The 26,101-nt window shown below is 61.0% G+C and carries 17 protein-coding genes, 1 tRNA gene and 1 other RNA gene; 6 read left to right on the forward strand and 13 right to left on the reverse strand.

Going from position 1 to position 26,101, the window contains the following annotated elements; genetic code table 11:
• Nucleotides 1–27: 27 nt before the first annotated feature.
• Nucleotides 28–1,314 carry an APC family permease gene (locus tag ACI0FG_RS14095; RefSeq protein WP_419785638.1) on the reverse strand — a complete coding sequence of 429 codons (1,287 nt, stop codon included), beginning with the start codon at nucleotides 1,312–1,314 and terminating at the stop codon, nucleotides 28–30.
• Between the two features lie 111 nt (nucleotides 1,315–1,425).
• Here ACI0FG_RS14095 and ACI0FG_RS14100 point away from each other — a divergent pair, with 111 nt between their 5' ends.
• Genes ACI0FG_RS14100 through ACI0FG_RS14110 form a run of 3 tightly spaced genes read left to right on the forward strand, consistent with a single transcriptional unit; the run spans nucleotide 1,426 to nucleotide 5,307 of the window.
• Nucleotides 1,426–2,364, forward strand: coding sequence for a LysR family transcriptional regulator (locus ACI0FG_RS14100; protein ID WP_419785639.1), 939 nt, complete (start codon nucleotides 1,426–1,428; stop codon nucleotides 2,362–2,364).
• 33 nt (nucleotides 2,365–2,397) lie between these two features.
• A complete protein-coding gene (locus ACI0FG_RS14105; RefSeq protein ID WP_419785640.1) occupies nucleotides 2,398–4,296 on the forward strand; it encodes a molybdopterin-dependent oxidoreductase in 1,899 nt (632 codons plus the stop codon).
• A 48-nt stretch (nucleotides 4,297–4,344) separates the two neighbouring features.
• Nucleotides 4,345–5,307: an L-lactate dehydrogenase gene (locus tag ACI0FG_RS14110; RefSeq protein WP_419785641.1), complete on the forward strand. Its 963-nt coding sequence runs from the start codon at nucleotides 4,345–4,347 to the stop codon at nucleotides 5,305–5,307.
• Between the two features lie 80 nt (nucleotides 5,308–5,387).
• Here ACI0FG_RS14110 and ACI0FG_RS14115 read toward each other — a convergent pair whose 3' ends face one another.
• Nucleotides 5,388–7,634 (reverse strand): vitamin B12-dependent ribonucleotide reductase, encoded by a 2,247-nt coding sequence (locus ACI0FG_RS14115; protein WP_419785642.1) that lies wholly within the window; start codon nucleotides 7,632–7,634, stop codon nucleotides 5,388–5,390.
• Nucleotides 7,635–7,818: 184 nt separating this feature from the next.
• Nucleotides 7,819–10,110 (reverse strand): PAS domain S-box protein, encoded by a 2,292-nt coding sequence (locus ACI0FG_RS14120; protein ID WP_419785643.1) that lies wholly within the window; start codon nucleotides 10,108–10,110, stop codon nucleotides 7,819–7,821.
• A gap of 379 nt (nucleotides 10,111–10,489) precedes the next feature.
• On the opposite strand from ACI0FG_RS14120, the gene ACI0FG_RS14125 reads away from it, so the two are divergent.
• Nucleotides 10,490–11,665: a pyridoxal phosphate-dependent aminotransferase gene (locus ACI0FG_RS14125; protein WP_419785644.1), complete on the forward strand. Its 1,176-nt coding sequence runs from the start codon at nucleotides 10,490–10,492 to the stop codon at nucleotides 11,663–11,665.
• A gap of 777 nt (nucleotides 11,666–12,442) precedes the next feature.
• Here ACI0FG_RS14125 and cysS read toward each other — a convergent pair.
• From cysS to ACI0FG_RS14175, 10 genes are all read right to left on the reverse strand, one after another.
• Nucleotides 12,443–13,900, reverse strand: coding sequence for a cysteine--tRNA ligase (gene cysS / locus ACI0FG_RS14130; RefSeq protein WP_419785645.1), 1,458 nt, complete (start codon nucleotides 13,898–13,900; stop codon nucleotides 12,443–12,445).
• Nucleotides 13,901–13,918: 18 nt separating this feature from the next.
• Nucleotides 13,919–14,824, reverse strand: a complete 906-nt coding sequence (locus ACI0FG_RS14135; RefSeq protein WP_419785646.1) for a hypothetical protein — start codon at nucleotides 14,822–14,824, stop codon at nucleotides 13,919–13,921.
• Nucleotide 14,825: 1 nt separating this feature from the next.
• Entirely contained in the window at nucleotides 14,826–16,022 is a 1,197-nt protein-coding gene (gene ispD, locus ACI0FG_RS14140; protein WP_419785647.1) for a 2-C-methyl-D-erythritol 4-phosphate cytidylyltransferase, read from the reverse strand.
• A 57-nt stretch (nucleotides 16,023–16,079) separates the two neighbouring features.
• Nucleotides 16,080–16,433, reverse strand: an RNA gene (gene rnpB / locus ACI0FG_RS14145) — RNase P RNA component class A.
• 364 nt (nucleotides 16,434–16,797) lie between these two features.
• The gene (locus ACI0FG_RS14150) at nucleotides 16,798–17,526 is read right to left on the reverse strand and encodes a zinc ribbon domain-containing protein (RefSeq protein WP_419785648.1); all 729 of its coding nucleotides are present in this window, start codon (nucleotides 17,524–17,526) and stop codon (nucleotides 16,798–16,800) included.
• Between the two features lie 45 nt (nucleotides 17,527–17,571).
• Complete coding sequence (locus tag ACI0FG_RS14155) at nucleotides 17,572–18,570, reverse strand: Nif3-like dinuclear metal center hexameric protein (RefSeq protein WP_419785649.1); 999 nt, start codon at nucleotides 18,568–18,570, stop codon at nucleotides 17,572–17,574.
• Nucleotides 18,571–18,928: 358 nt separating this feature from the next.
• Nucleotides 18,929–19,004: transfer RNA gene (locus ACI0FG_RS14160), tRNA-Ile, on the reverse strand.
• A gap of 55 nt (nucleotides 19,005–19,059) precedes the next feature.
• Nucleotides 19,060–19,959, reverse strand: a complete 900-nt coding sequence (locus tag ACI0FG_RS14165) for a DMT family transporter (RefSeq protein WP_419785650.1) — start codon at nucleotides 19,957–19,959, stop codon at nucleotides 19,060–19,062.
• Between the two features lie 25 nt (nucleotides 19,960–19,984).
• Nucleotides 19,985–20,824 (reverse strand): AraC family transcriptional regulator, encoded by an 840-nt coding sequence (locus ACI0FG_RS14170; RefSeq protein ID WP_419785651.1) that lies wholly within the window; start codon nucleotides 20,822–20,824, stop codon nucleotides 19,985–19,987.
• A gap of 75 nt (nucleotides 20,825–20,899) precedes the next feature.
• A complete protein-coding gene (locus ACI0FG_RS14175; RefSeq protein WP_419785652.1) occupies nucleotides 20,900–21,556 on the reverse strand; it encodes a TetR/AcrR family transcriptional regulator in 657 nt (218 codons plus the stop codon).
• A gap of 88 nt (nucleotides 21,557–21,644) precedes the next feature.
• Between ACI0FG_RS14175 and ACI0FG_RS14180 the strand changes: the two genes are divergently transcribed.
• Nucleotides 21,645–22,937, forward strand: a complete 1,293-nt coding sequence (locus tag ACI0FG_RS14180; RefSeq protein WP_419785653.1) for an efflux RND transporter periplasmic adaptor subunit — start codon at nucleotides 21,645–21,647, stop codon at nucleotides 22,935–22,937.
• Nucleotides 22,938–22,943: 6 nt separating this feature from the next.
• Nucleotides 22,944–26,093, forward strand: a complete 3,150-nt coding sequence (locus ACI0FG_RS14185; protein ID WP_419785654.1) for an efflux RND transporter permease subunit — start codon at nucleotides 22,944–22,946, stop codon at nucleotides 26,091–26,093.
• Nucleotides 26,094–26,101 lie beyond the last annotated feature (8 nt).

A 26,101-nucleotide genomic window follows, 5' to 3' on the forward strand; every position in this document is an offset into this window, starting at 1 on the left:
GGAATAATATTTGTTGTCATGCGGCGCTTATTGCCGCGTACCGGAATCCTTGATGGAAACCGTGATGTTGTCAAGTGCGGGAGCCTTCCGCAGCCTGCGCCTTGCCTGCCACAGCGAGAACACGCCCATCAGTGCAATGGCCGCCAGCACCGGCCAGTGGGAACGGGAGAGCACTACGGCCAGCCCCAGGCCAAGTACCCCGGCCACCAGCCGGGGCAGGAAGCGTGGGAAGAGCTTTACCGCCGCCAAGGCACACAACAGCGCATTGGTCAGGAAAAATCCGTCGGCCACGGCCACCACTACATCCAGCTCCAGGATATGCCGCGAAGCCAGATAAATTTCAAAGAGGTGGATCACGGTGTACCCGGTCACGGCTATCCACGGGACACCGCATCGGTTGCGCCGGTCCAGAATGGCGGGAAGCGCGCCTTCCTGTGCCAAGTGGCCGACCAGACGGACTACGCCGCCGACCACGACCAGATAGGTAATCACGCAGAGGGCGATGACAATACCACTGGTGACAAACGAGGCGGCCGGACCAAAGACCGGCTGGAGCAACGCCCCGACGCCCGGCGCGGCATCAGCCGGGAAAACGCCGTATTGCATGGCCGCGCCAACGGCCAGAAAAACCAGGGCAATGACCGTCGCCGCCAGCACGGCCGCGCGCGGCACGGTCCGTTGCGGGTCCTCCACCTCGGCCCCATAGTTGCCCACCACTTCCCAGCCGACCACGGCGAAGAACAGGAGCAGGAGCGTGTAGCCCATGGCTCCCGCATTGAAAGACGGCAACGGCTGGACCGGTCCGGCATGAAAGAGCAAAGTAACGGAAGCCCCGGCCAACAACAGCACCGTGGCAGTGGAGGAAAGGAGCATGGACGCGCGCCCCACATTGCGCAAACCGCTTGCCAGCAACAGGGCGCAGACAACCTGCACGCACCCGGCGGCCACGTAGGGACCGGAGGGCGAACTGGGCCGCAATCCGGGCGGCAGATAGTCCACGATAGTCAACATGACCGCAGCCGGACCGAACAGGATGGCGCCCGTGAAGGTGAAGGCCGCCAGCCGCTTGGCCGCAGGGCCGAAGGCCCGCTCCACCGCATTGGACGCCCCGCCCTCTCCGGGAAACAGCGTCCCCACATGAGCGAAAACATAGGCGAACGCCAGACCGAAACAGGCGATGAGCGCCCAACCGACCAGCGCCCATGGTCCGGCGCTCTCCAGCGCCAGAGGCGGCAGGATGATTATCCCGGACCCGAGCACGGCGCCCGTCATCATAAAAACCAAAGGCATGGTTCCGATTTTCCGTTGGCTCATGGAGTGTCCTTTTCTTGATTTATACGATCTATCATGCAACAAGCTCGGAAAATCCAATTGAAAATCTCAGATGGAGCGTTCGGTTTCACCGAAGGCTCGGCAGGAGGGAACATGGACCTGCGCAAGCTGGAGTGCTTTTTGGCCGTTGCCTTTGAAGGCAACCTGACGCGGGCGGCCGAGACCCTGTTTCTGAGCCAGTCCGCCCTGAGCGGGCAGATCAAACAGCTGGAGGAGGAACTGGAATTTCCCCTCTTCGAACGACGGGCCAGAGGCATGGCCCTGACCAGCGAGGGCGAGGCGCTGCTCCCCTACGCCCGGTCGGCCATCCGGGCCATGGAGGAATTCCAGACCCGCGCCGCCACCCTCAAGAGCGCGGAATCCACACGGCTGATCGTCGGGCTGAACACCGACCCCGCCTTTCTGCGCATGGCCGAACTCTCGCGCCGGATGCGCACGGCCATGCAGGATGCCCAACTCTCCTTCATCGTCTCCCAAAGCCGATACACTGCGGACGCCCTGCGCTCGGGCGAAATGAACGCGGGTTTCCGTTTCGGCATGTGGGGCGAGGAAGGTATCTACGATGAATATGTGGCACCCGTGATCCTGCGCATCGCCATCCCGGTCAAATGGGCAAAGGAAGTGGAGCCGGGCGACTGGAAAGGGCTGGCCGCCCTGCCGTGGATTCACTCGTTTAGGGGCTGCCCGTTCCATCTGGCCGTGCGCGAACGCATGTCCGCGCATGGCGTTGAGCCGAACCAGGTGGAACAGACGCAGGACGAAAACATCATGCGCGAACTGGTGGCCGAGGGCGTGGGCGTGGCCGTGCTGCGCGAGTACGACGCCAACAAGCTGACCGAAAAGGGACGGGCCGTGCTCTGGCCGGACACCCTCCAGGTCCCGCTCTGCCTTTCCTACGCCGCAGGGGGCGGCTACAATTCCCCGCTGCGCGAATTTCGGGACGTGGTCCGCACCGTATGGAACGACGCGGACGATCTGATGACGGCAAACAGAAAACAGCACCGGGAACAAAACCGGACGCTTGAACAATAAGACGGGGCCCGCCCCGCAACCGGAGAGATGATCATGACAATAGCGGCTTGCAGCATGGACTGCGGCGATTCCTGTTCCCTTGTGGTGGACAGGGAAAAACGGACCGTCAAGGGCAACCCGGACCATCCCTTCACCCGTGGTCTGTGCTGCCGCAAGGGCAGAAATTACTTTGACCGCATCGATGCGGAGGAACGCATCACCACACCGCTGATCCGCGTGGGAGAAGGGTTCCGCGAAGCGGGCTGGGACGAGGCCCTGAATCTGGTGGCCACCCGCATCAATGCGGCCCGGACCGTTCCCGAATCCATGCTGCACATTCATGGATACGGCTACCGGGGCATCCTGGCCATGGCCAGCACGGTCTTCTTCCAGGCCCTGGGAGCCACCGGCACCTATGGCTCGGTCTGCGACGAGACCGGCATTGCCGCCTCCATCCGCGACTTCGGCGTGCTGCACCAGAACGAGCCGGAGGACCTGCTGAACGCCTCGCGCATCATCAACTGGGGACGCGATATGGAACGCTCCTCCATCCACATGCTGGATATCGTCAGGCGGGCGCGCAAGAACGGCACCGAGGTCCTCTCCATCTCACCCGGCGGTGACGCCATGGCCGAGTACTCGGACGAGATCATCCGCATCAAGCCCGGCACGGACCGTTTCCTGGCCGCCGCCGTGCTCAAGCTCTACCTGGAAGCGGGCGATCTCAACCCCTGGGTGCTGACCCGCACCGCCAACTGGCCCGCCCTGCGCGGCCTGGTGGACGGACTGAAGCTGAAAGACCTCTGCGCCGCCTGTCAGGTCTCCACCGACGACGTGGAAATGCTCTACGACTGGTACGCGGACACCGGCAACGCCGCCACCCTCATCGGCTGGGGGCTGCAACGTTATACCTTCGGAGGCCAGAACGTCCGCTTCATCAATGCCCTGGCCATGATATCCGGCAACGTGGGCCAGCCCGGCGGCGGGGCCTACTACAATATATCTTCCGCCCGGAATTTCGATTCCTGGGGGCACCTCGTGGACGGATTCGACGCCCACGCCGACCGCCGCACGCTCCTTATTCACGATCTGGCAGAAGAGATTCGCCGCGCCGATCCGCCCATTGACTTCATCTGGGTGGACGGCACCAACGTCATCAACCAGAATCCGGATTCCCTGGCCGTGGCCGACGCCTTCCGCCGCCCCTTCGTGGTCTGCCAGGACTGCTTCATGACCGACACCGCCCTGCTCGCGGACGTCATCCTGCCCCCGGCCCTCATGTTCGAGCGCGAGGACGTCATCGGCTCCTGTCTGCACAACTACGTCAATCACTGCGCCCAGGCCGTGCAGCCGCGCGGCGACGTGCGCGTGGACTTCGACTTCCTCACCGACCTCGGCCTGCGCCTCGAACAACCCGTCCGCCTGCCCGAGCAGGACGACTGCCTGCGCGAGGGACTCAAGAAGTCCGGCATTTCCCTGGATGAGCTGCGCTCGCGTGGATTCGTCAAGGCGAACCATCCGCCCATCGCCTTTGCCGACCTGCACTTCGGCCACCTGGACGGCCTGTACCGGTTCCCCGAGGAACTCTCGGCCGAACCGGAGCGTAACCCGGACTACCCACTCCAGCTTCTCTCCCTGGTGGACGGCAAGTACCTCCAGTCCCAGGTGCCGGAAGCGGATCAGGCGGGCTATCCCGAAGTGCTCATCTCCCCAGCCAGCCAGGCCTGCGACGGCGTGGCCCCGGAGGAGGACACCTACCTCGTCACCCCGCTGGGAGCCATGCGGGTCCTCGTCCGCTTTGACGAAACCCTGCACCCGGACGTGGTGCTGTTCCGCCGCTCCGGCTGGATGAAATTCGGCCGCGTGCCCAATGTGGTCATCGCATCCCAGCCCACGGACATGGGCCACGCCTGCGCCTACTACAGCCAGGTCTGCCGGTTGGAGAACCGGTAGACGACCAGCAAAGCAACAACCAGAACGGAATTAAGACGAGACGAATACATGGCATTATGCAGAAGCAAGCTGGCAATAATCGGCATGGGCAATGTCGGCCGCGCACTGGCACATCATCTGACCATCGGCAACACCTGCGACGAGCTGGTGCTGATCAACCGCAACCCTGACACAGCCTGGGGGGAGGCGGAAGACCTGAAACACTCCCTGGGATTTTCCGAAACCCGGATGCGCATCCGTGCCGGAAAATACGCGGACTGCGCGGACGCCGATATCGTGGTGCTGGCCGTGGCCGCCCCCTATGCCGAGGGCTTTACCCGGCTGGATATGGTGGACAAGGCGACCGCCATGCTGGCGGACATCGTCCCCCAGGTGATGAAGAGCGGCTTTTCCGGCATCTTCATCGTCATCACCAACCCGGTGGACGCCCTGAGCTACCTGACGCACAAGCTGTCCGGCCTGCCCTCCAGCCATGTCATCGGCACGGGCACCTCCCTGGATTCCGCCCGGCTCAGATACTTCCTGGCCGAAACCATGGAGGTGGACCCGCGCAGCGTGGAGGCGGTCTGCATGGGCGAGCACGGAGACTCCCAGATGATTCCCTGGAGCCGGGTGACGGTGGGAGCCAAGCAGTTTCACCAGATTCTCGAGGACAACGCGGAACGGCTCAAGGGGGTGGACCCGGCCCAGGTGCTGAAGGAAACCAGTCAGATCGCCTACAGGATAGTCAAGGCCAAGGGATCGACGGCCTACGGCATCGCCTCGGTGGCCGCCAGGATGATCAAGGCGATCATCAAGGATGAGAACATCGTCATGCCCGCCTCGGTCATGCTCAACGGCGAGTATGACGAAACCGACGTCTATGCCGGAGTCCCGGCCGTCATCACCCGCAACGGCATCAAGGAGCTGGTCACCTACCATCTGGAGGACGACGAGCTGGACGCCTTCAAGAAATCCATCGCCATCCTGCGGGAGGTGAATGAAAAGATGATGGGACGCGTCGATCGCTGAACCGGCAAAATCCGATACCAACATAAAAAGGCCGCCCCCGTTTATCGGGAGCGGCCTTTCTCATTTCGCTGGGCGCGGAGCTAGCCGCACTTGGTATACGCGCAGGACTTGCAGATGTGGCAGCCTTCCTCGAAAACGAGGGGCTCGCCGCATTCCGGGCAGAGTTCGCGGTTGAGCGAGGCCACTTCGCCGTCGATGTGCTCGCCCTGCAGGTAGCGGGACTCGAACACATAGGCAATGGCGTCCGGGATGGACTTGACCAGATGCTTTTTCATGAACTTGGGATTCTCGCCGCCGATACCCTTGAGTTGCTGGACGATCTCCCGCACCTCCACGCCGGAGCGCAGGGCCAGGGAGACGAGGCGGCCGATGGCTTCGGCCTTGGCCGTGATGGAACCGCCGGACTTGCCGATGGTGGCGAAGACCTCGAACGGCTTGTTGTCCATCTCGTTGACGGTAAGGAAGAGCATCCCCAGGCCGGTGGGGATCTTCTGGGTAAAGCCGTAGATGACGTCGGGACGTCCCTTGACCACGGAACCACCCGCCTTGGCAGCGTCCTTTTTCTTGTCGCCGTCGCCGGTGCAGAGCACCTGGGAGGTCTTGGAGCCGTCACGGTAGACGGTCACGCCCTTGCAGCCGTATTCATAGGCCTTCCAGTAGATGTCCCAGATGTCTTCCTTAGTGGCCGAGTTCGGCAGGTTGACGGTCTTGGACACGGCGTTGTCGGTGAATTTCTGGAAAGAGGCCTGCATCTTGAGGTGCCAGATAGGCTCGATATCCATGGCAGTGACGTAGACCGTGCGGATTTCCTCGGGCAGATGGTCCATCTTGCGGATGGTGCCGACCTTGGCGATCTTCTCCATCAGGCTGGGGGAATAGGCGTCAGCCTCTTTCAGCGCGGCCTCGAAGAACGGGTTGGTCTCCACAAGCTTGTCGTTGTCCATGACATTGCGGACAAAGCTGAGGGCGAAGAGCGGCTCGACACCGGAGGAACAGCCCGCAATGATGGAGAGCGTGCCGGTGGGCGCAATGGTCGTGGTCGTGGCGTTGCGGTAGGGTCCGAGGTTGGCGTCGCCGAAGATGGACTCCGCATAGGCCGGGAAGGCACCGCGTTCCGCCGCCAGCACCTTGGAGGCGCTGCGGGCCTCGTCGTGGACGAACTTCATGATGCGCTCGCCCAGGTCCACGGCGGTCTGGGAGTTGTAGGGAATGCGCAGCTGGTAGAGCAGGTCGGCCCAGCCCATGACGCCCAGACCGATCTTGCGGTTCTTGCCCACGGTCTCGGTGATCTGCGGCAGGGGGTAGATGGAGGCGTCGATGACGTTGTCCAGGAAGCGGACCGAAAGATGGATGATCCGTTTCAGTTCTTCCCAGTTGATCTCGCCGTCATGGCCGTTCTGCCCCTTGGCATAGCAGGTGCCGAGGTTGATGGAGCCAAGGTTGCAGGCTTCGTAGGGCAGCAGCGGCTGCTCGCCGCAAGGATTGGTGGATTCTATCTCGCCCTGCTTGGGGGTGGGATTGTCGCGATTGATGCGGTCCAGGAAGACAATGCCCGGGTCGCCGGATTCCCACGCCTTGTGCACCAGCAGGTTGAAGACCTCGCGTGCATTGAGGGAGGCGATTGCCTTGCCGCTATTGGGGGCGACGAGGTCGTAGTCCTCTTTCTTCTCCACCGCGCGCATGAAGTTTTCGGTCAGTCCCACGGAGAGGTTGAAGTTGTTCAGCTCGCCGTCCCGCTCCTTGGCCTTGATGAATTCCATGATGTCCGGGTGATCCACGCGCAGGATGCCCATGTTGGCCCCGCGCCGGGTGCCGCCCTGCTTGATCTGCTCGGTGGCGCAGTTGAAGATGCGCAGGAAGGAGAGAGGGCCGGAAGCCACGCCGCCGGTGGAGCCGACCACGGAATCCTTGGCCCGCAGCCGTGAAAAGGAAAAGCCCGTGCCGCCGCCGGACTTGTGGATCATGGCCGCGTGCTTCACCGCGTCGAAAATATCCTCGATGGAGTCGCCCACAGGCAGGACGAAACAGGCCGCCAGCTGGCCCAGGCCGGTGCCCGCGTTCATCAGCGTGGGCGAGTTGGGCAGAAAGCGGTATGAAGTCATCAGGTCATAGAACTCGCGCGCCAGAGCGGCGGGCTTGTAGGAGGAATCCTTGTACTTCTCCTCTTCCTCGGCAATGGCCGAAGCCACCCGCCAGAACAGTTCCTTGGGTGTCTCGTAGGCAACGCCTTCGGTGTCCTTGCGCAGGTACCGCCTCTGCAGGACTATCTTGGCGTTTTCGTTAATGATCGGTTCTGGCAAACGGGCAGGCATCTTGAATTGCGGCATACGGCAACCTCTTTTAACACATTGAAATATTGGGAGTAAATTATACAATCAGTCCATCTTGCACGATGGCGCTAGAGAATGTCTAGACTACACAGACAGAACCTGAAAAGCCAGCCTAAATTGCCTTTTCAAAGGAAAAACGGGGCAACCCCTTGTCCTGATTGACAATACAAAATGAGTCTATCTAGGAATCAGTCTCACGCAAAAGTGGGAGGGTCACGGTCAGAGTCGTGCCCTGTTCCCATGACGAAAAGAAGGATATGTCACCACCGAGTGATGTGGCGATGAGTCGGGCCGTATAGGTACCGAGCCCGGTCCCGTTCCGTTTGCCCGAGGTAACGTATTTATCGAAAAACACGTCCCGGATGGATTCCGGAATCACGCCCTGGTTGTGGACCGTTATGATATGGTGCTCTGCTGTCTTGAGGTTCAAGGTCACCACATTGTCTTCGGGAGATGCCTCCACCGCGTTCTTGATCAGGTTGAGCAGCAGGGCATAACAGGGCAGTTCCTCGGAGCGAATGGCAAAGGCAGTGCGCTGTCCGACGGGCCGTCCGCCCACATGCACATCCAGGGTGACCCGACGCGACCGCAGCAGCGGCCCCAGTTCCTCGGCAACGGAAGAGACCACGGTCAGCAGGTCCATGTATACGGGGTTCGGTTCATATATGCCCTGCTCCATCCGGTACAGTGCCCGGGAGAGGTCAATTATTCCCAGCATCCGCTTGCTCGCCCCGGAAGCGATGTCCAGCAGCTCCCGCTGCTTGACCGTCAGCTCGCCCCGACGTTCGAGCAGCAAAAGCATGGTCTGCACGGCCAGGGTGGGCGAGCGGAGGTCATGACGCATCATCCGATCCACATCGGCACGCAGTTGATCCACCCGCTTGCGCTCCGCAATGTCCGAGATGAAACAAATGGCTTGTTCCGCCCCCTTGTAGCGGAAGTGGTGCAGGCGAAGTTCCACCACCAGCGGTGTGACACGGTCCCCCTCCAGTTCCGCCTCCAGTTCGAGTTCCTGCGCCTGGACCAGGCGGGCCCAGAACGGCGGCCAAGGGTCCATGCCAGGAAACGTGCCGAGCATTTTCAAAGGCATGCCCCGCAACTGGCTACGGTATTTTCCAAGCAGTTTGGCAGCGGTCCGGTTGGCATAGGCCACGTTGCCGGATGGCTGGATGCGCAAAATGCCGAGTGCCGCGTTGTCCATGGCAAACTGCGTGAGGCGCAGTTCCTCCTCCGCCTCCAGCCGATGCGTGATATCCGTGCCGAACGAAAGGATTTTCGCCCCATTGCCGTGCAGGGAACCAATGGAGGAGTTGCGCCACAATATCTGTCGCACCTCACCGTCCTTGGTCACTATGGGCGATTCAAAGGTTTCGGACCGGGACTTCATCCCCTCCCGCATCAAACGGTTGAATTCGTCCCAGACAAAAAGATACCGTTCCCTCGGCACCACGGTATCGAACCAGTTCTTCCCCTCCAGCTCTTCCCGGGAATAGCCCGTGGTCGCCTCCCCTGCCCGGTTGAACAGGCACACCCGTCCCTCATAGTCCAGACCGACGATGACAACATCCGCAGATTCGAGAATCTGCCGGGTCGCCTCATAGGACTGCTGCAACGCCATCTCATTCCGTTTCCCCAGCCGCACCTCCCGGAACAGGCGAAACATCCAGAATAACATGCCGCACAACACCACTCCGGCCACCAGCGCCACCGCCCCGACCATTTCCCAGACCTTGGGCTGGGGCACCCAACGGCCCTGGCGCAGAACGACCCAGTAGTCTTCGATCGCCTTTCGTTCCTCCACGGAAATGGACGCCAACGCACGATTGACCAGATCGACCAACACCGGCCAGTCGCGCCGCACGCCCATGGCCAGGGAGTGAGAATACTCGGTAATGGCTGCGATGCGAATATCCACGATGCCCAACTGTTCGGCCAGAAAGGTGACGGCGGGTTTGGGTGCCACCAGCGCGTCCGCTTCCCTGTCCTTCAACGCCAGCATGGCCTCGGCAAGATCATCGACTGCCCGGACTTTCAGTTCCGGGTAATCCTCCTCCAGCCGCTGCACCGAGACACCCTCCCGGGGCACGGCAACCACAGCTCCGGTCAGGTCGGACAAGCCGTCTACAAACCGGTGGTCTCCCCGTGTGACGACAACAATGGGCAGAAAAATATAGGGATCGGACAGGACCATGTTCTCGGAATTGACACGTCGGGTAGGCAGGGCCGCCACCATATCCACTTCACGCGCCGTGGCCAATCCGTTCATGGCAGTCAGCCCGGAGGCTCGGACGCGCCGGGGGCGGATGCCCAGCTTGGCCGTCACCAGATCAACATAGGTTGGCACCAGCCCCTGCAACAAACCATCGTCGCCCCGATACATGACCGGAGGCGACCCCATCCACATCCCCAGACGCATATCCGAGTGCGCGGCCAGCCACGCCCGCTCCGCAATACTTATCGAAATGGGTTCCACATCCTCCGTAAGGATTTCACCCGAAGCCAAAACACGCGGCCCCGCTGCGAGGCAAACAGCTAAGGCAATAAGCAAAGAGACTCGACGGACGATCTGCAACGGCACGCTCCCTTTGACCCCTTCCATACGCACGACGCGGCGAAGGGAATTTAACGCATACCGCACTTTCGACTTTGCGACAAACAGCCGAAGAAAATTATAAAGCTCCGAATTCCCCTTATCCCTTTGTCAGACAAGGGTCCCACTCGCCTGAATTCACTCACTGAAACAGAACAATCCCACAACTTTTTTCCTCACACGGCCAAAAGCGATTTACCTCCGCCGTCTTTTGGTCTATGGGGCGAGAAGCGTCCAACCAACAACAATTGAGAGCAGGCTCATGAAGATTTCCGAACGTCTTGCACGAATCCAGCCGTCCGCAACCCTCGCCATCAACACCAAGGCGCAAGAAATGCGCGCGGCCGGTCGCGAGATCATTTCCCTGGCAGTAGGACAACCCGATTTCGGCACACCCAACCACGTCTGCCAGGCAGCCAAGGCCGCCCTGGACGAAGGGTTCACCCGATACACCCCGGTTCCCGGCATTCCCGAGCTGCGCGCCGCCGTGGCCGGATATTACAAAAAATTTTACGGAGCCGAAGCATCCGGCGACAACACCATCCTCAGCAACGGCGGCAAGCAGGTGCTCTACAACCTGCTCCTGGCCCTGGTGAACCCCGGCGACGAGGTGCTCATCCCCTCGCCCTACTGGGTCTCCTACCCGGCCATGGTCCAGCTTGCGGAAGGCGTCTCCGTCTTTGTGCCCACCACTGCCGAGCAGGGCTATCTGGCTACTGTCGATGCCCTGGAAGCCGCGCGCACGGACAAGACCACCATGCTCATTCTCAACTCGCCCTCCAATCCCACGGGCTGCTGCTACACCGCCGCCCAGCTTGAGGATATCGCTGCCTGGGCGCGCAAAAACAATATCTTCATCATCGCCGACGAGGTCTACGACCGGCTGGTCTACGCCCCGTTCGAGTCGGTATCCCTGGCCAAGACCTGGGAAGCTCATCCCGAGACCATCGCCATTGTCGGAGCTCTCTCCAAGTCCTTTTGCATGACCGGCTGGCGCGTGGGCAGCGCCCTGGCACACGAGGACCTGATAAAGGCCATGTCCAAGATCCAGGGACAGTCCACCTCCAACATCAACTCCATCACCCAGAAAGCCGCGCTGGCCGCTCTCAACGGGTCCTGGGACATCGTGGACGAAATGAAGCAGTCCTTTGCCCGTCGGCGCGACCTCGCCTACGACATCATCACCAACGGCTGGGGCGCTCCCTGTCCCAAGCCCGACGGCGCCTTCTACCTCTTCCCGGTGCTCAACAAGTTCTTCACCAACGACGCCCCGGATTCCGCCGCCATGTGTACCAAAATCCTGGAGCAGGCCGGCGTCGCCCTGGTGCCCGGCTCCGCCTTCGGCGACGACAAGTGCATCCGCTTCTCCTACGCTGTGGATGACAACACTCTCACGGACGCCCTGACCAAGGTCGGCAAAGTCCTGACCGGTAAGTAACCGACCATCCGGCCGAAACAACCACAGCCCCGCATCCGAAAGGTTGCGGGGCTGTTTTTTGGGCAAAAGGGAAGCCTCCGGCACCCCTACCGGGGGTCGCCTTCGGCGGGACCAGGGCGCCGCCCTGGACCTGCTCAAGGCTATGGCCTTGAGAATCCATTTGCCGCTTTCGCGTAGCTCGGCAGCCTGCTCATGCCTGCAAGGACAGACGGCCCTGCCCCTCCGTCCCGGTTAACGGTTTGCGCCGAAAAAAGTGGATAGGATTTCCTGCGGCTCACCCAAACACCATCCGCCACTTTTTTCGTCCCAAACCGAAGCTTTTTTTCAAAGAACCAAACCCAACTCAATTTCCCCAACTACACCCCTTTTCCAACCCGCCGACATGCCCCCCCTCAAGCTCCTCCCACCAGCCCACTCGGCGGGGGCTACTGTCCGTGAAGATTTGTCGATGCCACTTTCCGTCCCGGCAGGGCGGAAAGCGGTATCGACAAAGATTTACGGACGCCGCATAGCCTGGCCCAGCCTCCCCCTCAGCCAACCAACTCCCAACCCGCAAACTCCTACCCCGCGCAGCGGACCGGGGATCCAAGGGCCCTCGGCCCTTGGCAGGTCCAGGGCAGCGCCCTGGCCGTCGGAGACGCCCCGCCGGCGAGGCGGCCCCGCTGGCAAGCGCCGCCGGAGGCCTCCTCCCCCCTACCACCACCCTTCAGACCAAACACAAAGCCCCCGCATGACGGATCATGCGGGGGCTTGTTGATTTGGTTCGTGCGCCGGGTGCTAGGCAACGTCCCAGGTCGCGCCCTGGGGGGTGTCCTTGACCTCGACGTTCATGGAGAGAAGCTCGTCGCGAATGGCATCGGACTTGGCGAAGTCCTTGTCCTTGCGCGCGGTCTGGCGGGCATCCAGCAGCTCCTGCACCTTGGCCGGGTCGATACCGGCGCGGGCGGCGCGATTGTCGCGCAACTCGGTCAGGAAGGCGGAGGGTTCCTGCTCAAAGATGCCGAGGATGGTCCCCCATTCCTTGAAGGCTTCCTTGAAACGCAGGAAGAAGGTCTTGGCATCTTCGGACTTGCGCAGGTTCTTGTCCTCGCAGACCCGACCGGCGAGACGCACGGCGGAGAAGATGTGCCCCAAAGCACCGGCGGTGTTGAGATCATCTTCCATGGCCTCGGTGAAGCTGGCGACCAGGGTTTCGAGTTCGGCCGGAATTTCTTCCGGGAACGGAGACTTCTTCCAGGAAGTCTTGGCCAGCTCCACATCCACCTGCGCCAGCGCGGCATAGATGCGACGCACGCCCTTTTCCGCTTCTTCGAGGGCATCGAAGGAGAAGTCGAGCGGGCTACGGTAGTGCATGGTCAGCAGGAAGTAGCGCAGGGTCTCAGGCAGAAATTTGTCCAGAATATCGCGGATGGTGAAGAAGTTGCCAAGCGACTTGGACATCTTCTCGGAGTTGATCTGGACAAAACCGTTGTGCACCCAAAAATTGGCAAAGGGCTTGCCCGTGGCGGCTTCGGACTGGGCGATTTCATTCTCGTGGTGCGGGAAGGAAAGGTCTTGTCCGCCGCCATGGATGTCCAGGGGCAGATCGGCGTACTTTTCGCTCATGGCGGAGCACTCCAAATGCCAGCCGGGACGGCCCAGGCCCCACGGGGATTCCCAGGACGGCTCACCGGGCTTGGCAGCCTTCCACAGGGCGAAATCAAGGGGGTCCTGCTTTTCCTCGCCGGGCTCGATCCGCGCCCCGGATTCCAACTCGTCGATATTACGGCCGGAGAGCTTGCCGTAGCCTTCAAAGGAACGGACCTTGAAGTAGACATCGCCGGACGGCGTGGCGTAGGCGTGGTCCTTTTCGATAAGCTCCTGGGTGAGCTTGATCATCTCCGGGATATGCTCGGTGCACTTGGGCTCCACGGTGGGACGCTTGATGGCGAGGCGGTCCATATCCACATAGAATTCACCGATGAACTTTTCGGCAATGGCCGAAGATTCCTTGCCCACCTCGGCGGCGCGCTTGATGATCTTGTCGTCCACGTCAGTGAAGTTGCGGATGAAATTGACGTCGTACCCCTTGTGCTCCAGATAGCGGTAAAGCACGTCGAAGACCACACTGGAGCGCGCATGGCCGATATGGCAGAGATCGTAGGCGGTAATGCCGCACACGTACATATTGACCCGGTTATCGTTCAGGGGAGTGAATTCCTGCTTCTTGCGGTGTAGCGTGTTATAGAGTCTCATTAAAATGCTCCATCTCTATTAATTTGATTTAATGGAATTTTGATCCAATTCTACCTTTTCTTCCGTCGTCACTGAAAGGTTGAGCAACCGGATGTTGTCGCACAGATCCCGGCCCATGAAAAAATACGGCACCGGGACAGGCTCATCCGGCCGGGCCGTGATGGTGACGACACGCGGTTTGCGTACAAACTGCTCGAACCCGCGCAGGGCGTCAGCGGCTTCCGGGTTCTGGTTGCCGTCCGCATAGTCGGCCAGGGCCGTCAGTTCGTCGCAAATCTGGCAGCGCACCTGCTCCGTATCCGAGTTAAGGGCACAGGCCGTATCACGCAGCATGGACTCCACCAGCGCACCTTCGATAAACCGGACTTTTGCCCCGGCTATGCGCAGCCCGACGATTTGCTCGGGTCGTGGATCGGCCAGGTCGAGACCGGTCAGGGTGCAGGCCAGCTCGATCCGCCCCAGTTCGGAGGACTCCATGCTGGCCTTCTTTATCATCAGCTTCTTGTTGCCGGGATCATAAGTATAATCCAACGAAAGATTGCATGGATTCTCCTGCCCTTCCACCGGCTTGGCCAGTCCCGGCCACCAGTGGTGCAGCCCCGGGGCCTGATCCATGCGCACGCCAATGGCCTCGGCCGTCGCATAATGCGGGATGGTATTGCGCTGATCAAACGAGGTGACGCGAATCTGATCCGCCGTGAAGCTGTCGCCCGTGGGCAGAACTCCGGCCACGCCCTCCAGAGTCACGGCCGGGTGCAGGATGGAGACGGACAGACCGTCCCACTGCAATGCCAGCCCATCTACCTCGGCAACGGCCCGACGCAGTTCGCGGTTCACCTCATAATTCACGTACCATTTGAGGCCCAAGCCGCACACGACCAGGAAAACCACGAAAGAGAGCAGAAATTTCTTCAACGCGCGCACGCTACAGCTCCCTCAGACCCGTGACCGACGCCACGGCTTTGATGCCCCTCTTTTCCCCTGTGAATCCGAGTTTTTCCTCGGTGGTGGCCTTGAAATTGACACGGCTGGACTCCAGCCCGAGCAAGCGGCAGACATTCTTGGCTATCTGGTCCGCGTGGGGGGACAGCCGGGGAACCTGGGTGACGACCGTCAGGTCCGCCTGCACAATGTGCACGCCCGCGGCCTCGGCCATCAGCAGGACTTCCTTGAACAGCACGGCACTGTCCGCGCCGGAAAATTTCGCATCGGTATCCGGGAAATGCCTGCCGATGTCGCCGCCGCCGAAGGTGCCGAGCACCGCATCGGCCAGGGCGTGCAGCAGCACATCACCGTCGGAATGAGCCACGATCTCCGGGCCGCCTGGAATGGGCACGCCGCCAAGCCGCATGGGCCGGTCGCCCGTACCGCCGAAGCGGTGGACATCATAGCCCCACCCCACGCAGGGGATTGTGACTTTGGCCTCTTCGAGCCGAGTCAAATCCTCCGGGGTCGTGATCTTGACGTTGCCGTGCTCGCCGGGGACCACCGCCACTTCGGCCAGACGCTCGACCATACTGGCGTCGTCCGTGACCTCCCAGCCCTCGGCAACGGCCCGCTCATGGGCCTCGCGCAAAATGGCGGTTTCGAAGGCCTGCGGCGTCTGCACGGCGCGCAGTTCGGACCGGACCAGGGTCTCGGCCACCGCACCGTCCCGCACCCGCTTGACCGTATCCGTCACTTCGACGGCCGGGATGGCGCCCTTTGCGCCCTGAGTCAAAGCATCCAGCAAATCCTGGATCAGCCGGGCCGAGACAAAAGGCCGGGCCGAGTCATGGACCAGCACCGCGTCGCAATCCTTGGGCAATTGAGCCAAGCCGTTGCGGACGGAATCCTGGCGGCGCTCACCGCCAGCGCACACGGCCCACTTGAGGCCGAGGCTTTCGCTCCTGTCATATTGGCGGACGCGCTTGGCCATCTCGTCCGCCACATCGGGCGGAAAAACAAAGACCAAACCGCGCATTCCGGCCACGCGCGCGAAAGTCCGGGCCGAGTGCCAGAAAAGCGGCACGCCCCGGTATTCCAGGAATTGCTTGCGCAGCCCCCCGGCGGCTTCGGCCAGGCGCGTGCCCGCCCCTGCGGCCAGGATGACGCCCCACGGATTTTTCAGCGATCGTTCCATACAGTTCTCTATTGGGCGGTGCGGGAAAGGAATCTCCTCTCCCGCACCGTTTACAATAATCGGAGTCGGCCTGTAAGCCGGGTTCTGTTCCCCTTGCGGGGTGACTGCCATTCATCTCGGACGGCCGTTACCGGACGCCTCAAGCAACCTACCCGACAGCTTCGGCCGGGCCGGCCTCAAACGCTGCCCTATTCGGTCTTGCTCCGGACGGAGTTCACCTGGCCTGCCGCGTCACCGCGACAGCCGGTGGGCTCTTACCCCACCCTTTCACCCTTACCGCCGGGCCGAAACCCGGAGGCGGTCTACTCTCTGTTGCACGTGGCGGGGATCGCTCCCCCTGGGAGTTACCCAGCGTCCTGCCCTATGGAGCCCGGACTTTCCTCTACACGTAGCGGCAATCCAGCCAACTCCGAAATATGTCTCATGTCCGGTCGGCTGGCGATAGCGGCGCATCCGCTGCGTTGGATGCTTGACGCTTTTCCTCGACGTAGCGCTGCTACGCCTGCGGAAAGCGCAAAGCATCCGCCTTGCGGCTACACCACTCTCGCCAGCCTCGTATTGTCAGTTCAGGGAATCCGGCATTTCGGATTCCGGGGAGCTGGCAGAGGTTCCCGACGTAGCGCCGCTACGCCTGCGGAAAGCGCAAAGCATCCGCCTTGCGGCTACACCACTCTCGCCAGCCTCGTATTGTCAGTTCAGGGAATCCGGCATTTCGGATTCCGGGGAGCCTTGCCGAAAAGATAGTTCCCGGCGGGGCAACGTCCAGCCGAGAGTGTTAGTCCACAACGTCGGACTCGGATTCCTGCCAGTAGATCAAACGCTGGCAGTTGGGGCAGCTCAGAATCTGCTTGCCCTTCTGCAACTCATTGTAGTCCTGCGGCGGAATCATGATGTTGCAGCCCTTGCACACGCCGCCCACAACCGGGACGATGACCGGGTTTTCCATGCGGGAGCGAATGAATTCGTAACGGCCGAGGATGGGCGGGGGTACGACCTTACACGCCTTCTTGCGCTTGCGGTCCAGGGAGGCCAGCTTCTTCTCGGCTTCCTCCAGGCGCGCGTCCAGGGTCTCCTTGAGCGCGGCGTACTGTTCCTTCACCTCGCCGAGATCGCTGCTCAGGTCTTCCGTGGCATCGGTCTGGCGGTTCAGTTCCTCGTCAACGGCCTTCTGCTCGTCCTCGCGCATCCGGTTCAGCTTTTCCAGGGAATCCATCTCGCGCATCATGGCGTGATATTCCTTGGTGTTGCCCACCAGCATCAGCTTATTCTTGGACTTCTTGATCTTGCCCGCATCTTCCTCAATCTCGTCGGCAAGTCTTTTCTTCTGTTCCTTCAACAGGTCCACGCGTTCCTTAATCTGGGACTGGCGCTCGTCATGCTCGGCCATCTTCCCTTCAAGTTTAGCCAACTCCATGGGAGCCTTCTCGGCCTCTTCGCGAAGAACAAGGATTTCATCATCCACCTGCTGCAGGATGATCAGCTGTTCAATCTGTTTTTCGTACATGGTTACCTCATTGTCTCCATTTGAAATATGCGCAAGGCGCGTTGGTTACTCGGCTTCGTATCGCCAAAACGGGTTCGTGCCCGTAAAAAACGCCACCTCGGCATCGGCCAGGGCCGCGGAGAGTTCTCCGGCGAAACGGCGCATCATCTCTTCTTCATAGGCAAAATGCCCAACGTCGACCACACAGGTCCGTGCCTCCACGGCCGGGTGATATTTCATGTCTCCGGTGACGAAGACGTCAGCCCCGGCATCGGCGGCGGCATCCACCAAGGATGCGCCGGAACCACCGCAGTAGGCGACCTTGGCCACTGTATCCGGTTTGGGACCGGCAACGGAAAATCCGGAAAGCCCTGTCAATTCGGCCAGCCGGGCGGCAAAGGCCTCAAATTCCATGGGCTTGGGCAGTTCGCCCACTTCCCCGAATCCGACCACATCCACCGGCGCCGTCATCGGACGCAGGTAGAAAAGGGGCCGGGTGCCGAGGGAAAATTCTATGGAACCGGCAATATCGGACCACCCTGCTTCATCGCAGACAATGCGGACCTCGCCCGCCTGGGTCTGAGACACCGAATGAATACGCGGATTATCGGCCCAGATAGTCGCCGTGGCGCGATCAATGGGCTTTTCGCAGAAAAACGACGCCTCGATGGGAGTACGGCGATGCTCCGGCTCCAGCAGCCGGGACGCGACCAGCCCAAGCTCCTGCCCCAGCCAGAAGGCCGGGCCACCGGGCCGGGTATCGAGCGAGGTATGGGCCGCGTACAGCCATGCACCACGTCCCACCGTCAGCCGGACGACATCCAGAAACATGCCCTCGGCCGAAAGCGGCTTGGGTTTCATGTACAGCGGGTGGTGGGTAACAACCACGCCCGCGCCCCACTCAAGACAGCGTTCCACCATCTCCGGCGTGGGCTCCAGGCAGACCGCCACCTTTGCCGTCTCTTCCGCCACACCGGCCACCTGCACCCCGGAATTATCCCAGGAGCTTTGGTTTTCCTCTGGTGCGAGACTGCGAAGTAATGTTAAAATATCCTGTATTTTCATACGCTTACCCACTCCTAACGGAAAGAGAATGCTCCCGTAGGGTATCCCCTGCGGGAGCATCGAAATTCCTCTTCTGTAACCCGGCCATCGGCCTTTGCGGGAAACTTCAGGACAGCTGCGTAAAAAAGTGCATCTATCGTCTGCAATCACTGCTCCCGTTCGGGGAGTTGGCGGAACGGCGCAAATGCCGCCATGGGCCGGAAGATCATTCCCGGACCACCTATCCGCTTGTGGGTCGAATTACATACTACTAATATGGATAAAACGCAAGGCAGAGCCTCCGCAGCCAAATCGGAAAGCATTTCGTGCGGTAAAGAGGAAAGAGGCTCCGACATCTGCCGGAGCCTCCCATATTCCATGGTGGGCCAACCAGGATTCGAACCTGGGACCGACCGGTTATGAGCCGGTGGCTCTGCCAACTGAGCTACTGGCCCGTCGCTCTGGAGCGGTGTTATTATCCTTCGTTCTCGCAGCGTGTCAACCGATACCTTACTTTGCCCGGCCGCCGGAAAGCAATAAAATGGACCCGAGAACCAGTCCGCACCCCGCAATCTGCGGCCATCCCACCGGTTCATCGAGCACCAAGGCGGACAATATAAGGGCGGAAACCGGCATGACCGCCGTAAAGACTCCGGCAGTGGATGCGGCCACCCGGACGATGCCCGCGAACCAGAACAGGTAGGCCAGCACGGTGACAAATACCCCGTAGTAGGCCACGGTCAGCCAGCCCACGGAACTCACGTCTGAAAAGTGCATCGAGCAGGCCTCGGCGACCCCGCCCGGCAGGAACCAGAGCAGACCGAAAAAGGAGATGATCGTGGATACGGCCAGCGGGGAAAGTGGTTCCGGCACGGTCTTTCGCAGAAGCAGAAACAGGGATTCGAAAAACACGGCCCCGAGCACGAACAGATTGCCCGCCAAAGGCCCACCGCCGACAACGGCTTCCGCTTGCCCCGTCAAGCTTCCCACATTGACCGCAGCCACGCCGAGCACCGAGAGCAGGATGCCCACCCCGATGCGGAGCGTGGGCTTGTCGCGCAGGAATAGCCAGGCCACGATTCCCATGCAGGCCGGAGTGGTGGCGGTAATGACTCCGGCCGAGGCTGGTCCGGTCCACTCCAGGCCATGCAGCAGAAACACCGTGAACAGGAACGAGCCGCACAGGGACTGTAACCCCATCAGCAACCAGGAGCGGAGTGAAATGCGCGGCAGACCGCCCTCGCGCAGGCGCAACAGCGGGACGAGGATGGCCAGGGCAAGGGCAAACCGCAGGGCAGAGGCCAGATGCACGGGCAGCTCGGCGACCATGATCTTTCCGGCCACCACCGAACTGCCGACCAAAACCATGGCCGACGACAGGTATATATAAGGCAATATGGATGCGAACATGGCCGCACCCTAGTCCGACTCGGGGTCAGTTGTTTTGAAGCATCTTGCGGTATTGTCCGGGTGTAACACCCACATGCCGCTTAAAGAGCCGGGTCAGATGCGCCTGGTCGGCAAACCCGCAATCAAGGGCGATGTCCGCCAGCCTATCCGGCCCGGCGAGCCGTGCCCGGGCCTGCTCCACCCGCACCTGCGTCAGATAGGCGTGGGGCGTAATGCCCATACCCTGCTCGAAGACGCGGGCCAGATGAAACGGGGAAAGTCCTGCCTCGCGCGCCAGTTCCGAAAGCGGCAGGTCCTCGGCAAACCGGTCCCACAGGCACTCCGTGGCCCGGGCCACCGCCCGATGCTCGCGCCCCGTGCGGGGCAGAGAACCCCGGCCCACGGCATGGCGGGAAATCCAGTGGGTCAGCAGCCACAGCAACCGGGTTTCCTTTTCCAGCGCGGAAGTCTCGGGCCGCTCCAGTATGGCATGTGTCCGGCAGATGCATCCTGCCAGCGCCGGGTCGTCGATGACCCCGGCACGGAAATGAGGCAGGTCCGGCCGGGGCAGCACTGCGGCGGCAGCCTCCAGCAGAGCGCCCGGCGGCAGGTAGAACATCCGGTAGGCCCAGCCCGATGCGTCCGCGGCGTGGCCGTCGTGCGGCTCGCCCGGCACCACCAGATTGATCTGCCCGCGCGGGGCCACTATGTTCTCGCCTTGGTAGCGAAAGCGCATGGCACCGTCCACAATGCAGCCCACGGCATATCCCTCATGAAAATGCCGGGAAAAATTCTGGGTGACGTAACGAGCCCGCAGCATATTCACCCCGCCGAGAAACGGCAGGATGGTCATGGAAGCGGACTCCGGGGAGACAGAACGCTTCATGGTTGCATCATGATACGACGGCCGGGGAAAGGCAACGGCCAAGGAAGGTGATGCGACAAACCCGCTTGTCTCCTATCAATGGGATGGAGCGGAAACAGGGCGATCCGGAAGTGCACCTTTTAGGAAAATATCAATACACTGACGGAAATGGGCAACGCGTTCATCGGGACTGCCCCAGCTGAATCCACCCAAGGCGTCAAAAATGACGGAACCGGTGAGCATATCCATCAACATCTGGGAAGCGCTGTTCACGTCTTTTATGACCAGCCTTCCGTTTCTACACTGGCGCGTCAGCCATGCGCTCAGGTCGGCACGATTTTTCTCCCCGCCGTGACGGCGGAGGATATTTCGCAGTTCCGGGCATTGCAGCGAATCCACATTTGCGGCGCGTAGAAAGGAGGCCCGGACCTCATAGGCGTGCTGGTCCAGATCAATCATGAATATCTTGGCAAGAGCCTGATCTAGAGGTAGACTGTCATGGCCGTCACCAAAATCCATCATTCGCATCCTGTGGCTTTCCACCACGGCCGTAAACAACTCCAACTTACCGGGGAAAAGCCTGTACATCGTCCGCTTGGACATCTTGCAACGGGTGGCAATCTGTCCTGTTCCCGTCCCGCAAAATCCTTGTGCGACAAACAATTTTTCCGCTTCGGCCACGATCATCGCACGTCGGGCCTCGTCGGTCATTGTCTTGGGTCGGCCCCTTTTCGTTTTGGTCTCGACCTCCATTGCGCAACTCCATTTTTTAACATTTTTTTACAAACACGGGATTGACTACCGGACAAACCGTAAATAAAGGTACTGGCGAGTACCATAAATGACGCCACTTTTGGGCGTCAAGGAGGAATCAGCATTGCTGAACAATGAAATTTCAAAAACGTCCCGCATCTCTCCCAGCCGGCGCAACCCGGCCGCCGGATTGCTCGCGCTTGCCTGCCTGCTGGTGCTTTTCGCACTGTCCGGCTGCGGGGAAAAGGCCTCCGAGGCCAAGGCCAAGCCTACCCCGGTAGAGGTCGGCGTGATCGTCATGCACCCCCAGTCCGTGCCGCTGACCACGGAACTGCCCGGTCGGACCACGTCCGCCACCGTGGCCGTCGTTCGCCCCCAGGTGGACGGCATCGTCCTGGAGCGGCTCTTCCGCGAAGGCAGCGAGGTCAATGCGGGCGACGTGCTGTACCGCATTGATCCCGCCCCGTACCGGGCTGCCTACAACAGCGCCCTGGCCGCCCTGAAAAAGGCGGAAGCCTCTCTGCCCAGCTCCGCCAGCAAGGCCAAGCGCTACTCCGAACTGATCCAGCACAAGGCGATCAGCAACCAGGACTACGAGGATGCCAAGTCCGTGTACGAGTCCGACCTTGCCGCCGTGGCTTCGGCCCGGGCAGAGGTTCAGACCGCCAAAATCAATCTGGACTACACGGATATCAAGGCACCCATCAGCGGCCGCATCGAAAAGTCCGAGCTGACTCCGGGCGCGCTGGTCACGGCCAATCAGAGTTCGGCTCTGACCACCATTCGCCAGATGGATCCCATCAACGTGGACCTCACCCAGTCCAGTTCCAGCTACCTGACCGTGCGCCAGGCCATTGCAGCCGGACGCATCACCGTCGGGCCGACCATGACCGTGCAGCTCAAGCTTGAAAACGGCACCATCTATCCTTACCCCGGCAAGCTGGAATTCTCCGAGGCCAAGGTGGACGAGGGAACCGGCACCTATACTCTGCGTGCCGAATTCCCGAACCCCGACAGGCTGCTGCTGCCCGGCATGTATGTCCGGGCCATCGTCAGCGACGGCCTGGTAAACAACTGCTATCTGGTGCCGCAACGCGCCGTGAGCCGGAACACCAAGGGTGAGCCCATAGCCCTGACCGTTGAAAAGGACGGCAAGGTTGCCCAGCGGGTGCTGTCCGTACGCAAGAGCATCGGCAACTCCTGGCTGGTCGATGGAGGCCTGAGCGACGGCGACAAGATCATCGTTGACGGCTCCCAGTTCGTAAGACCTGGACAGCCCGTCAACACCAAGGAAATGACTGTGGACGACGCCACCGGCGAAGTCCATCCCATCCAGGCCGAAGGCAATGCTCCCGAGGCTGGAAAGGGTAAGGAAGGCTAAGACCGCATGTCGGAATTCTTTATTCGGCGGCCCATCTTTGCGTGGGTTATCGCCATTGTCATCATGTTGTCGGGCCTGCTGGCCCTCGACACCCTGTCTATCTCCCAGTATCCGGACATTGCCCCAACCACGGTCCGAATCACCAGCTCCTACCCCGGTGCCGACGCAGTTACGGTGGAAAACTCGGTGACCAAGGTCATCGAGCAGGGCATGACCGGTATCGATAATCTGGATTACATGACCTCCACCTCGACCTCCACGGGGCGGACGGAAATCTCCCTGACCTTCACCAACGCGGCCAACCCCGACGTGGCCCAGATGCAGGTCCAGAACAAGCTCCAGCAAATCGAAGCCCAGCTCCCGGACGTGGTGCAGAGCAACGGGCTCAGTGTCACGAAATCCTCGGCCAGCTTCCTTATGGTTGCCGGTTTCGTCTCCACGGACGGCCAGATGAACTCCGTGGATATCGCCGACTTCGTGGACAGCTCGCTCAACGATACCCTGAAGCGCGTCGAAGGCGTGGGTGATACCCGCCTGTTCTCCTCCGCCTATGCCATGCGTGTCTGGCTCGACCCGGACAAGCTGGCGGAATACCAGCTGATGCCTGGTGACGTGGCCACGGCCATCCAGGCCCAGAACACCCAGATTTCGGCAGGCCAGCTCGGCGGCCTTCCCACTATCAAAGGACAGCAGCTTAACGCCACCATCACGGCGCGCAGCCGTCTCCAGACCCCGGAACAGTTCCGCAAGATCATCCTCAAGAGTTCCTCTGACGGGTCGGTTGTTCAACTCGGCGATGTGGCCCGGGTTGAGCTGGGAGCCGAGAGCTATACGACGACTTCCGACTACAACGGCCTGCCCACCGCGAGTCTGGCCATCCAGCTTGCCACCGGCGCCAACGCCATCCAGACCGCCAAAGCCGTTGAAGAAGCCATCGTCAAGCTCAAGCCGACCTTCCCCCCCGGGATTGATGTCGTCTACCCTTATGACACCACGCCTTTCGTCCTTCTTTCCATCCACGACGTGCTGGAGACGCTGGTTGAGGCCATCATTCTGGTGTTCCTTGTCATGCTGCTCTTTTTGCAGAACATACGGGCGACGTTTATTCCGACCATCGCCGTCCCAGTTGTTTTGCTCGGCACATTCGCCGTCCTCTCCATCTTTGGGTACTCACTAAACACACTGACCATGTTCGCCATGGTCCTGGCCATCGGCCTGCTGGTCGATGATGCCATCGTCGTCGTCGAAAACGTGGAACGCGTCATGGCCACGGAAGGTCTCTCACCACGAGAGGCCACCCGAAAATCCATGAAGGAAATATCCGGCGCCCTGGTGGGCATCGCCACCGTCCTGTCCGCCGTGTTCGTGCCCATGGCCTTCTTCGGCGGCTCGGTCGGCGTCATCTACCGCCAGTTCTCCATCACCATCGTTTCGGCAATGGTACTCTCGGTTCTGGTGGCCTTGATCCTGACCCCCGCCCTGTGCGCCTCCATCCTGAAGCCGCACAAGCAGGGCGAGACCAAGTTCCGTTTCTTCAGCTGGTTCAACCGCGTCTTCGACAAAAGCACCGAAGCCTACACCAACGGCACGGCCTGGATTCTGCGCCGGACAGGCCGCTTCATCGCGATCTTCCTGCTGATCACCGTGGCCATGGGCTGGTTGTTCGTCAAACTGCCCAGCTCCTTCCTCCCGCTGGAAGACCAGGGTATCCTCATCGCCAGCGTGCAGTTGCCGGTTGGATCCACCAAGAACCGCACCGTCCGTGTCATGAAACAGGTGCGCGACTATTTCCTCAATGACGAAAAGGACGCCGTGGAAGGCATCTTGAGCGTTCTCGGCTTCAACTTCAGCGGCTCCGGACAGAATGTGGCCATCGCCTTCATTCGGCTGAAGCCGTTTGACGAGCGCGACAATCCGGCCCTCTCGGCCCAGGCTGTGGCCGGACGTGCCATGCGCCACTTCTTCCAGAACAAGTCGGCCAGAATATTCGCCCTGGCTCCTCCGGCCATTCACGGCATGGGTAACTCCAACGGTTTCGACTTCTACCTGAAAGACATCAACGGTGCCGGACACCACAAATTGATGGAAGTCCGCAACCAGTTGCTCGGCATGGCGGCTCAGAGCCCTCTGCTGGCCAACTCCCGACCCAACGGGCAGGAGGATCAGCCGCAGTATCATATCGACATCGATCAGGGAAAGGCGAGCGCCCTGGGGCTCTCCTTTGCCGATATCAACACCACACTCTCCACGGCATGGGGCAGTGACTACGTCAACGACTTCATTGACCGTGGCCGCGTCAAGCCGGTCTATGTCCAGGGTGACGGCCCGTTCCGTATGCAGCCCGAAGACGTGAACCGCTGGTTTGTGCGCAACTCGTCCGGCGGCATGGTCCCGTTCTCATCCTTCTCTTCCGGGCGATGGATGTTCAACTCTCCGCGACTGGAACGGTATGACGGTTCCTCCGCAGTGGAAATTCAGGGACAGGCGGCCCAGGGAGTCAGCTCCGGTGACGCCATGCTCGAAATGGAAAGGCTCGTCTCCAAGCTCCCTGCCGGGTTCTCCCTGGAGTGGACAGGCCTGTCCGCACAGGAGAAACTCTCCGGCAACCAGGCCGCGCCGCTCTACGCCATCTCGGTGTTGGTGGTCTTCCTCTGCCTGGCAGCCCTGTACGAAAGCTGGTCCATCCCGTTCGCCGTTATCCTCTCGGTACCCATCGGTATCTTCGGTGCCCTGGCTGCCGCGACCCTGTTCGGACAGAACAACGACGTCTACTTCAAGGTCGGCCTGCTGACCACCATCGGTCTGGCGGCAAAGAACGCCATTCTGATCGTGGAGTTCGCCGTGGCCCAGCAGGAAGAGGGCAAAGGCGTGGTCGAAGCCACGCTTATCGCCGCCAAGCAGCGATTGCGCCCCATCCTGATGACCTCCTTCGCCTTCATCCTCGGCGTACTGCCGCTGGCCGTGGCCTCCGGGGCCGGTTCCGGCGCGCAGAACTCCGTTGGTATCGGCGTCATGGGCGGTATGATCGCGGCAACCATACTCGGCGTTTTCTTCATCCCGCTGCTCTATGTCGGGCTGAGAAAGGTGTTCAAGTTCAAGCCCCGTGACGACCACGACGAGCCGACAGGACCAGAGGCCGGAAACGGCCAAGTATAAGGACTAAA

Origin of the sequence: Pseudodesulfovibrio sp. 7M6 (assembly GCF_050058625.1) — a bacterium.
GTDB lineage: Bacteria > Desulfobacterota > Desulfovibrionia > Desulfovibrionales > Desulfovibrionaceae > Pseudodesulfovibrio > Pseudodesulfovibrio salinus.

What these genes read in the sequence shown, in the direction of transcription:
- ACI0FG_RS14095 (WP_419785638.1), bottom strand. Translation starts at nt 1,314, where the DNA reads ATGAGCCAACGGAAAATCGGAACCATGCCTTTGGTTTTTATGATGACG.
- ACI0FG_RS14100 (WP_419785639.1), top strand. Translation starts at nt 1,426, where the DNA reads ATGGACCTGCGCAAGCTGGAGTGCTTTTTGGCCGTTGCCTTTGAAGGC.
- ACI0FG_RS14105 (WP_419785640.1), top strand. Translation starts at nt 2,398, where the DNA reads ATGACAATAGCGGCTTGCAGCATGGACTGCGGCGATTCCTGTTCCCTT.
- ACI0FG_RS14110 (WP_419785641.1), top strand. Translation starts at nt 4,345, where the DNA reads ATGGCATTATGCAGAAGCAAGCTGGCAATAATCGGCATGGGCAATGTC.
- ACI0FG_RS14115 (WP_419785642.1), bottom strand. Translation starts at nt 7,634, where the DNA reads ATGCCGCAATTCAAGATGCCTGCCCGTTTGCCAGAACCGATCATTAAC.
- ACI0FG_RS14125 (WP_419785644.1), top strand. Translation starts at nt 10,490, where the DNA reads ATGAAGATTTCCGAACGTCTTGCACGAATCCAGCCGTCCGCAACCCTC.
- cysS (WP_419785645.1), bottom strand. Translation starts at nt 13,900, where the DNA reads ATGAGACTCTATAACACGCTACACCGCAAGAAGCAGGAATTCACTCCC.
- ispD (WP_419785647.1), bottom strand. Translation starts at nt 16,022, where the DNA reads ATGGAACGATCGCTGAAAAATCCGTGGGGCGTCATCCTGGCCGCAGGG.
- ACI0FG_RS14150 (WP_419785648.1), bottom strand. Translation starts at nt 17,526, where the DNA reads ATGTACGAAAAACAGATTGAACAGCTGATCATCCTGCAGCAGGTGGAT.
- ACI0FG_RS14155 (WP_419785649.1), bottom strand. Translation starts at nt 18,570, where the DNA reads ATGAAAATACAGGATATTTTAACATTACTTCGCAGTCTCGCACCAGAG.
- ACI0FG_RS14165 (WP_419785650.1), bottom strand. Translation starts at nt 19,959, where the DNA reads ATGTTCGCATCCATATTGCCTTATATATACCTGTCGTCGGCCATGGTT.
- ACI0FG_RS14170 (WP_419785651.1), bottom strand. Translation starts at nt 20,824, where the DNA reads ATGAAGCGTTCTGTCTCCCCGGAGTCCGCTTCCATGACCATCCTGCCG.
- ACI0FG_RS14175 (WP_419785652.1), bottom strand. Translation starts at nt 21,556, where the DNA reads ATGGAGGTCGAGACCAAAACGAAAAGGGGCCGACCCAAGACAATGACC.
- ACI0FG_RS14180 (WP_419785653.1), top strand. Translation starts at nt 21,645, where the DNA reads ATGACGCCACTTTTGGGCGTCAAGGAGGAATCAGCATTGCTGAACAAT.
- ACI0FG_RS14185 (WP_419785654.1), top strand. Translation starts at nt 22,944, where the DNA reads ATGTCGGAATTCTTTATTCGGCGGCCCATCTTTGCGTGGGTTATCGCC.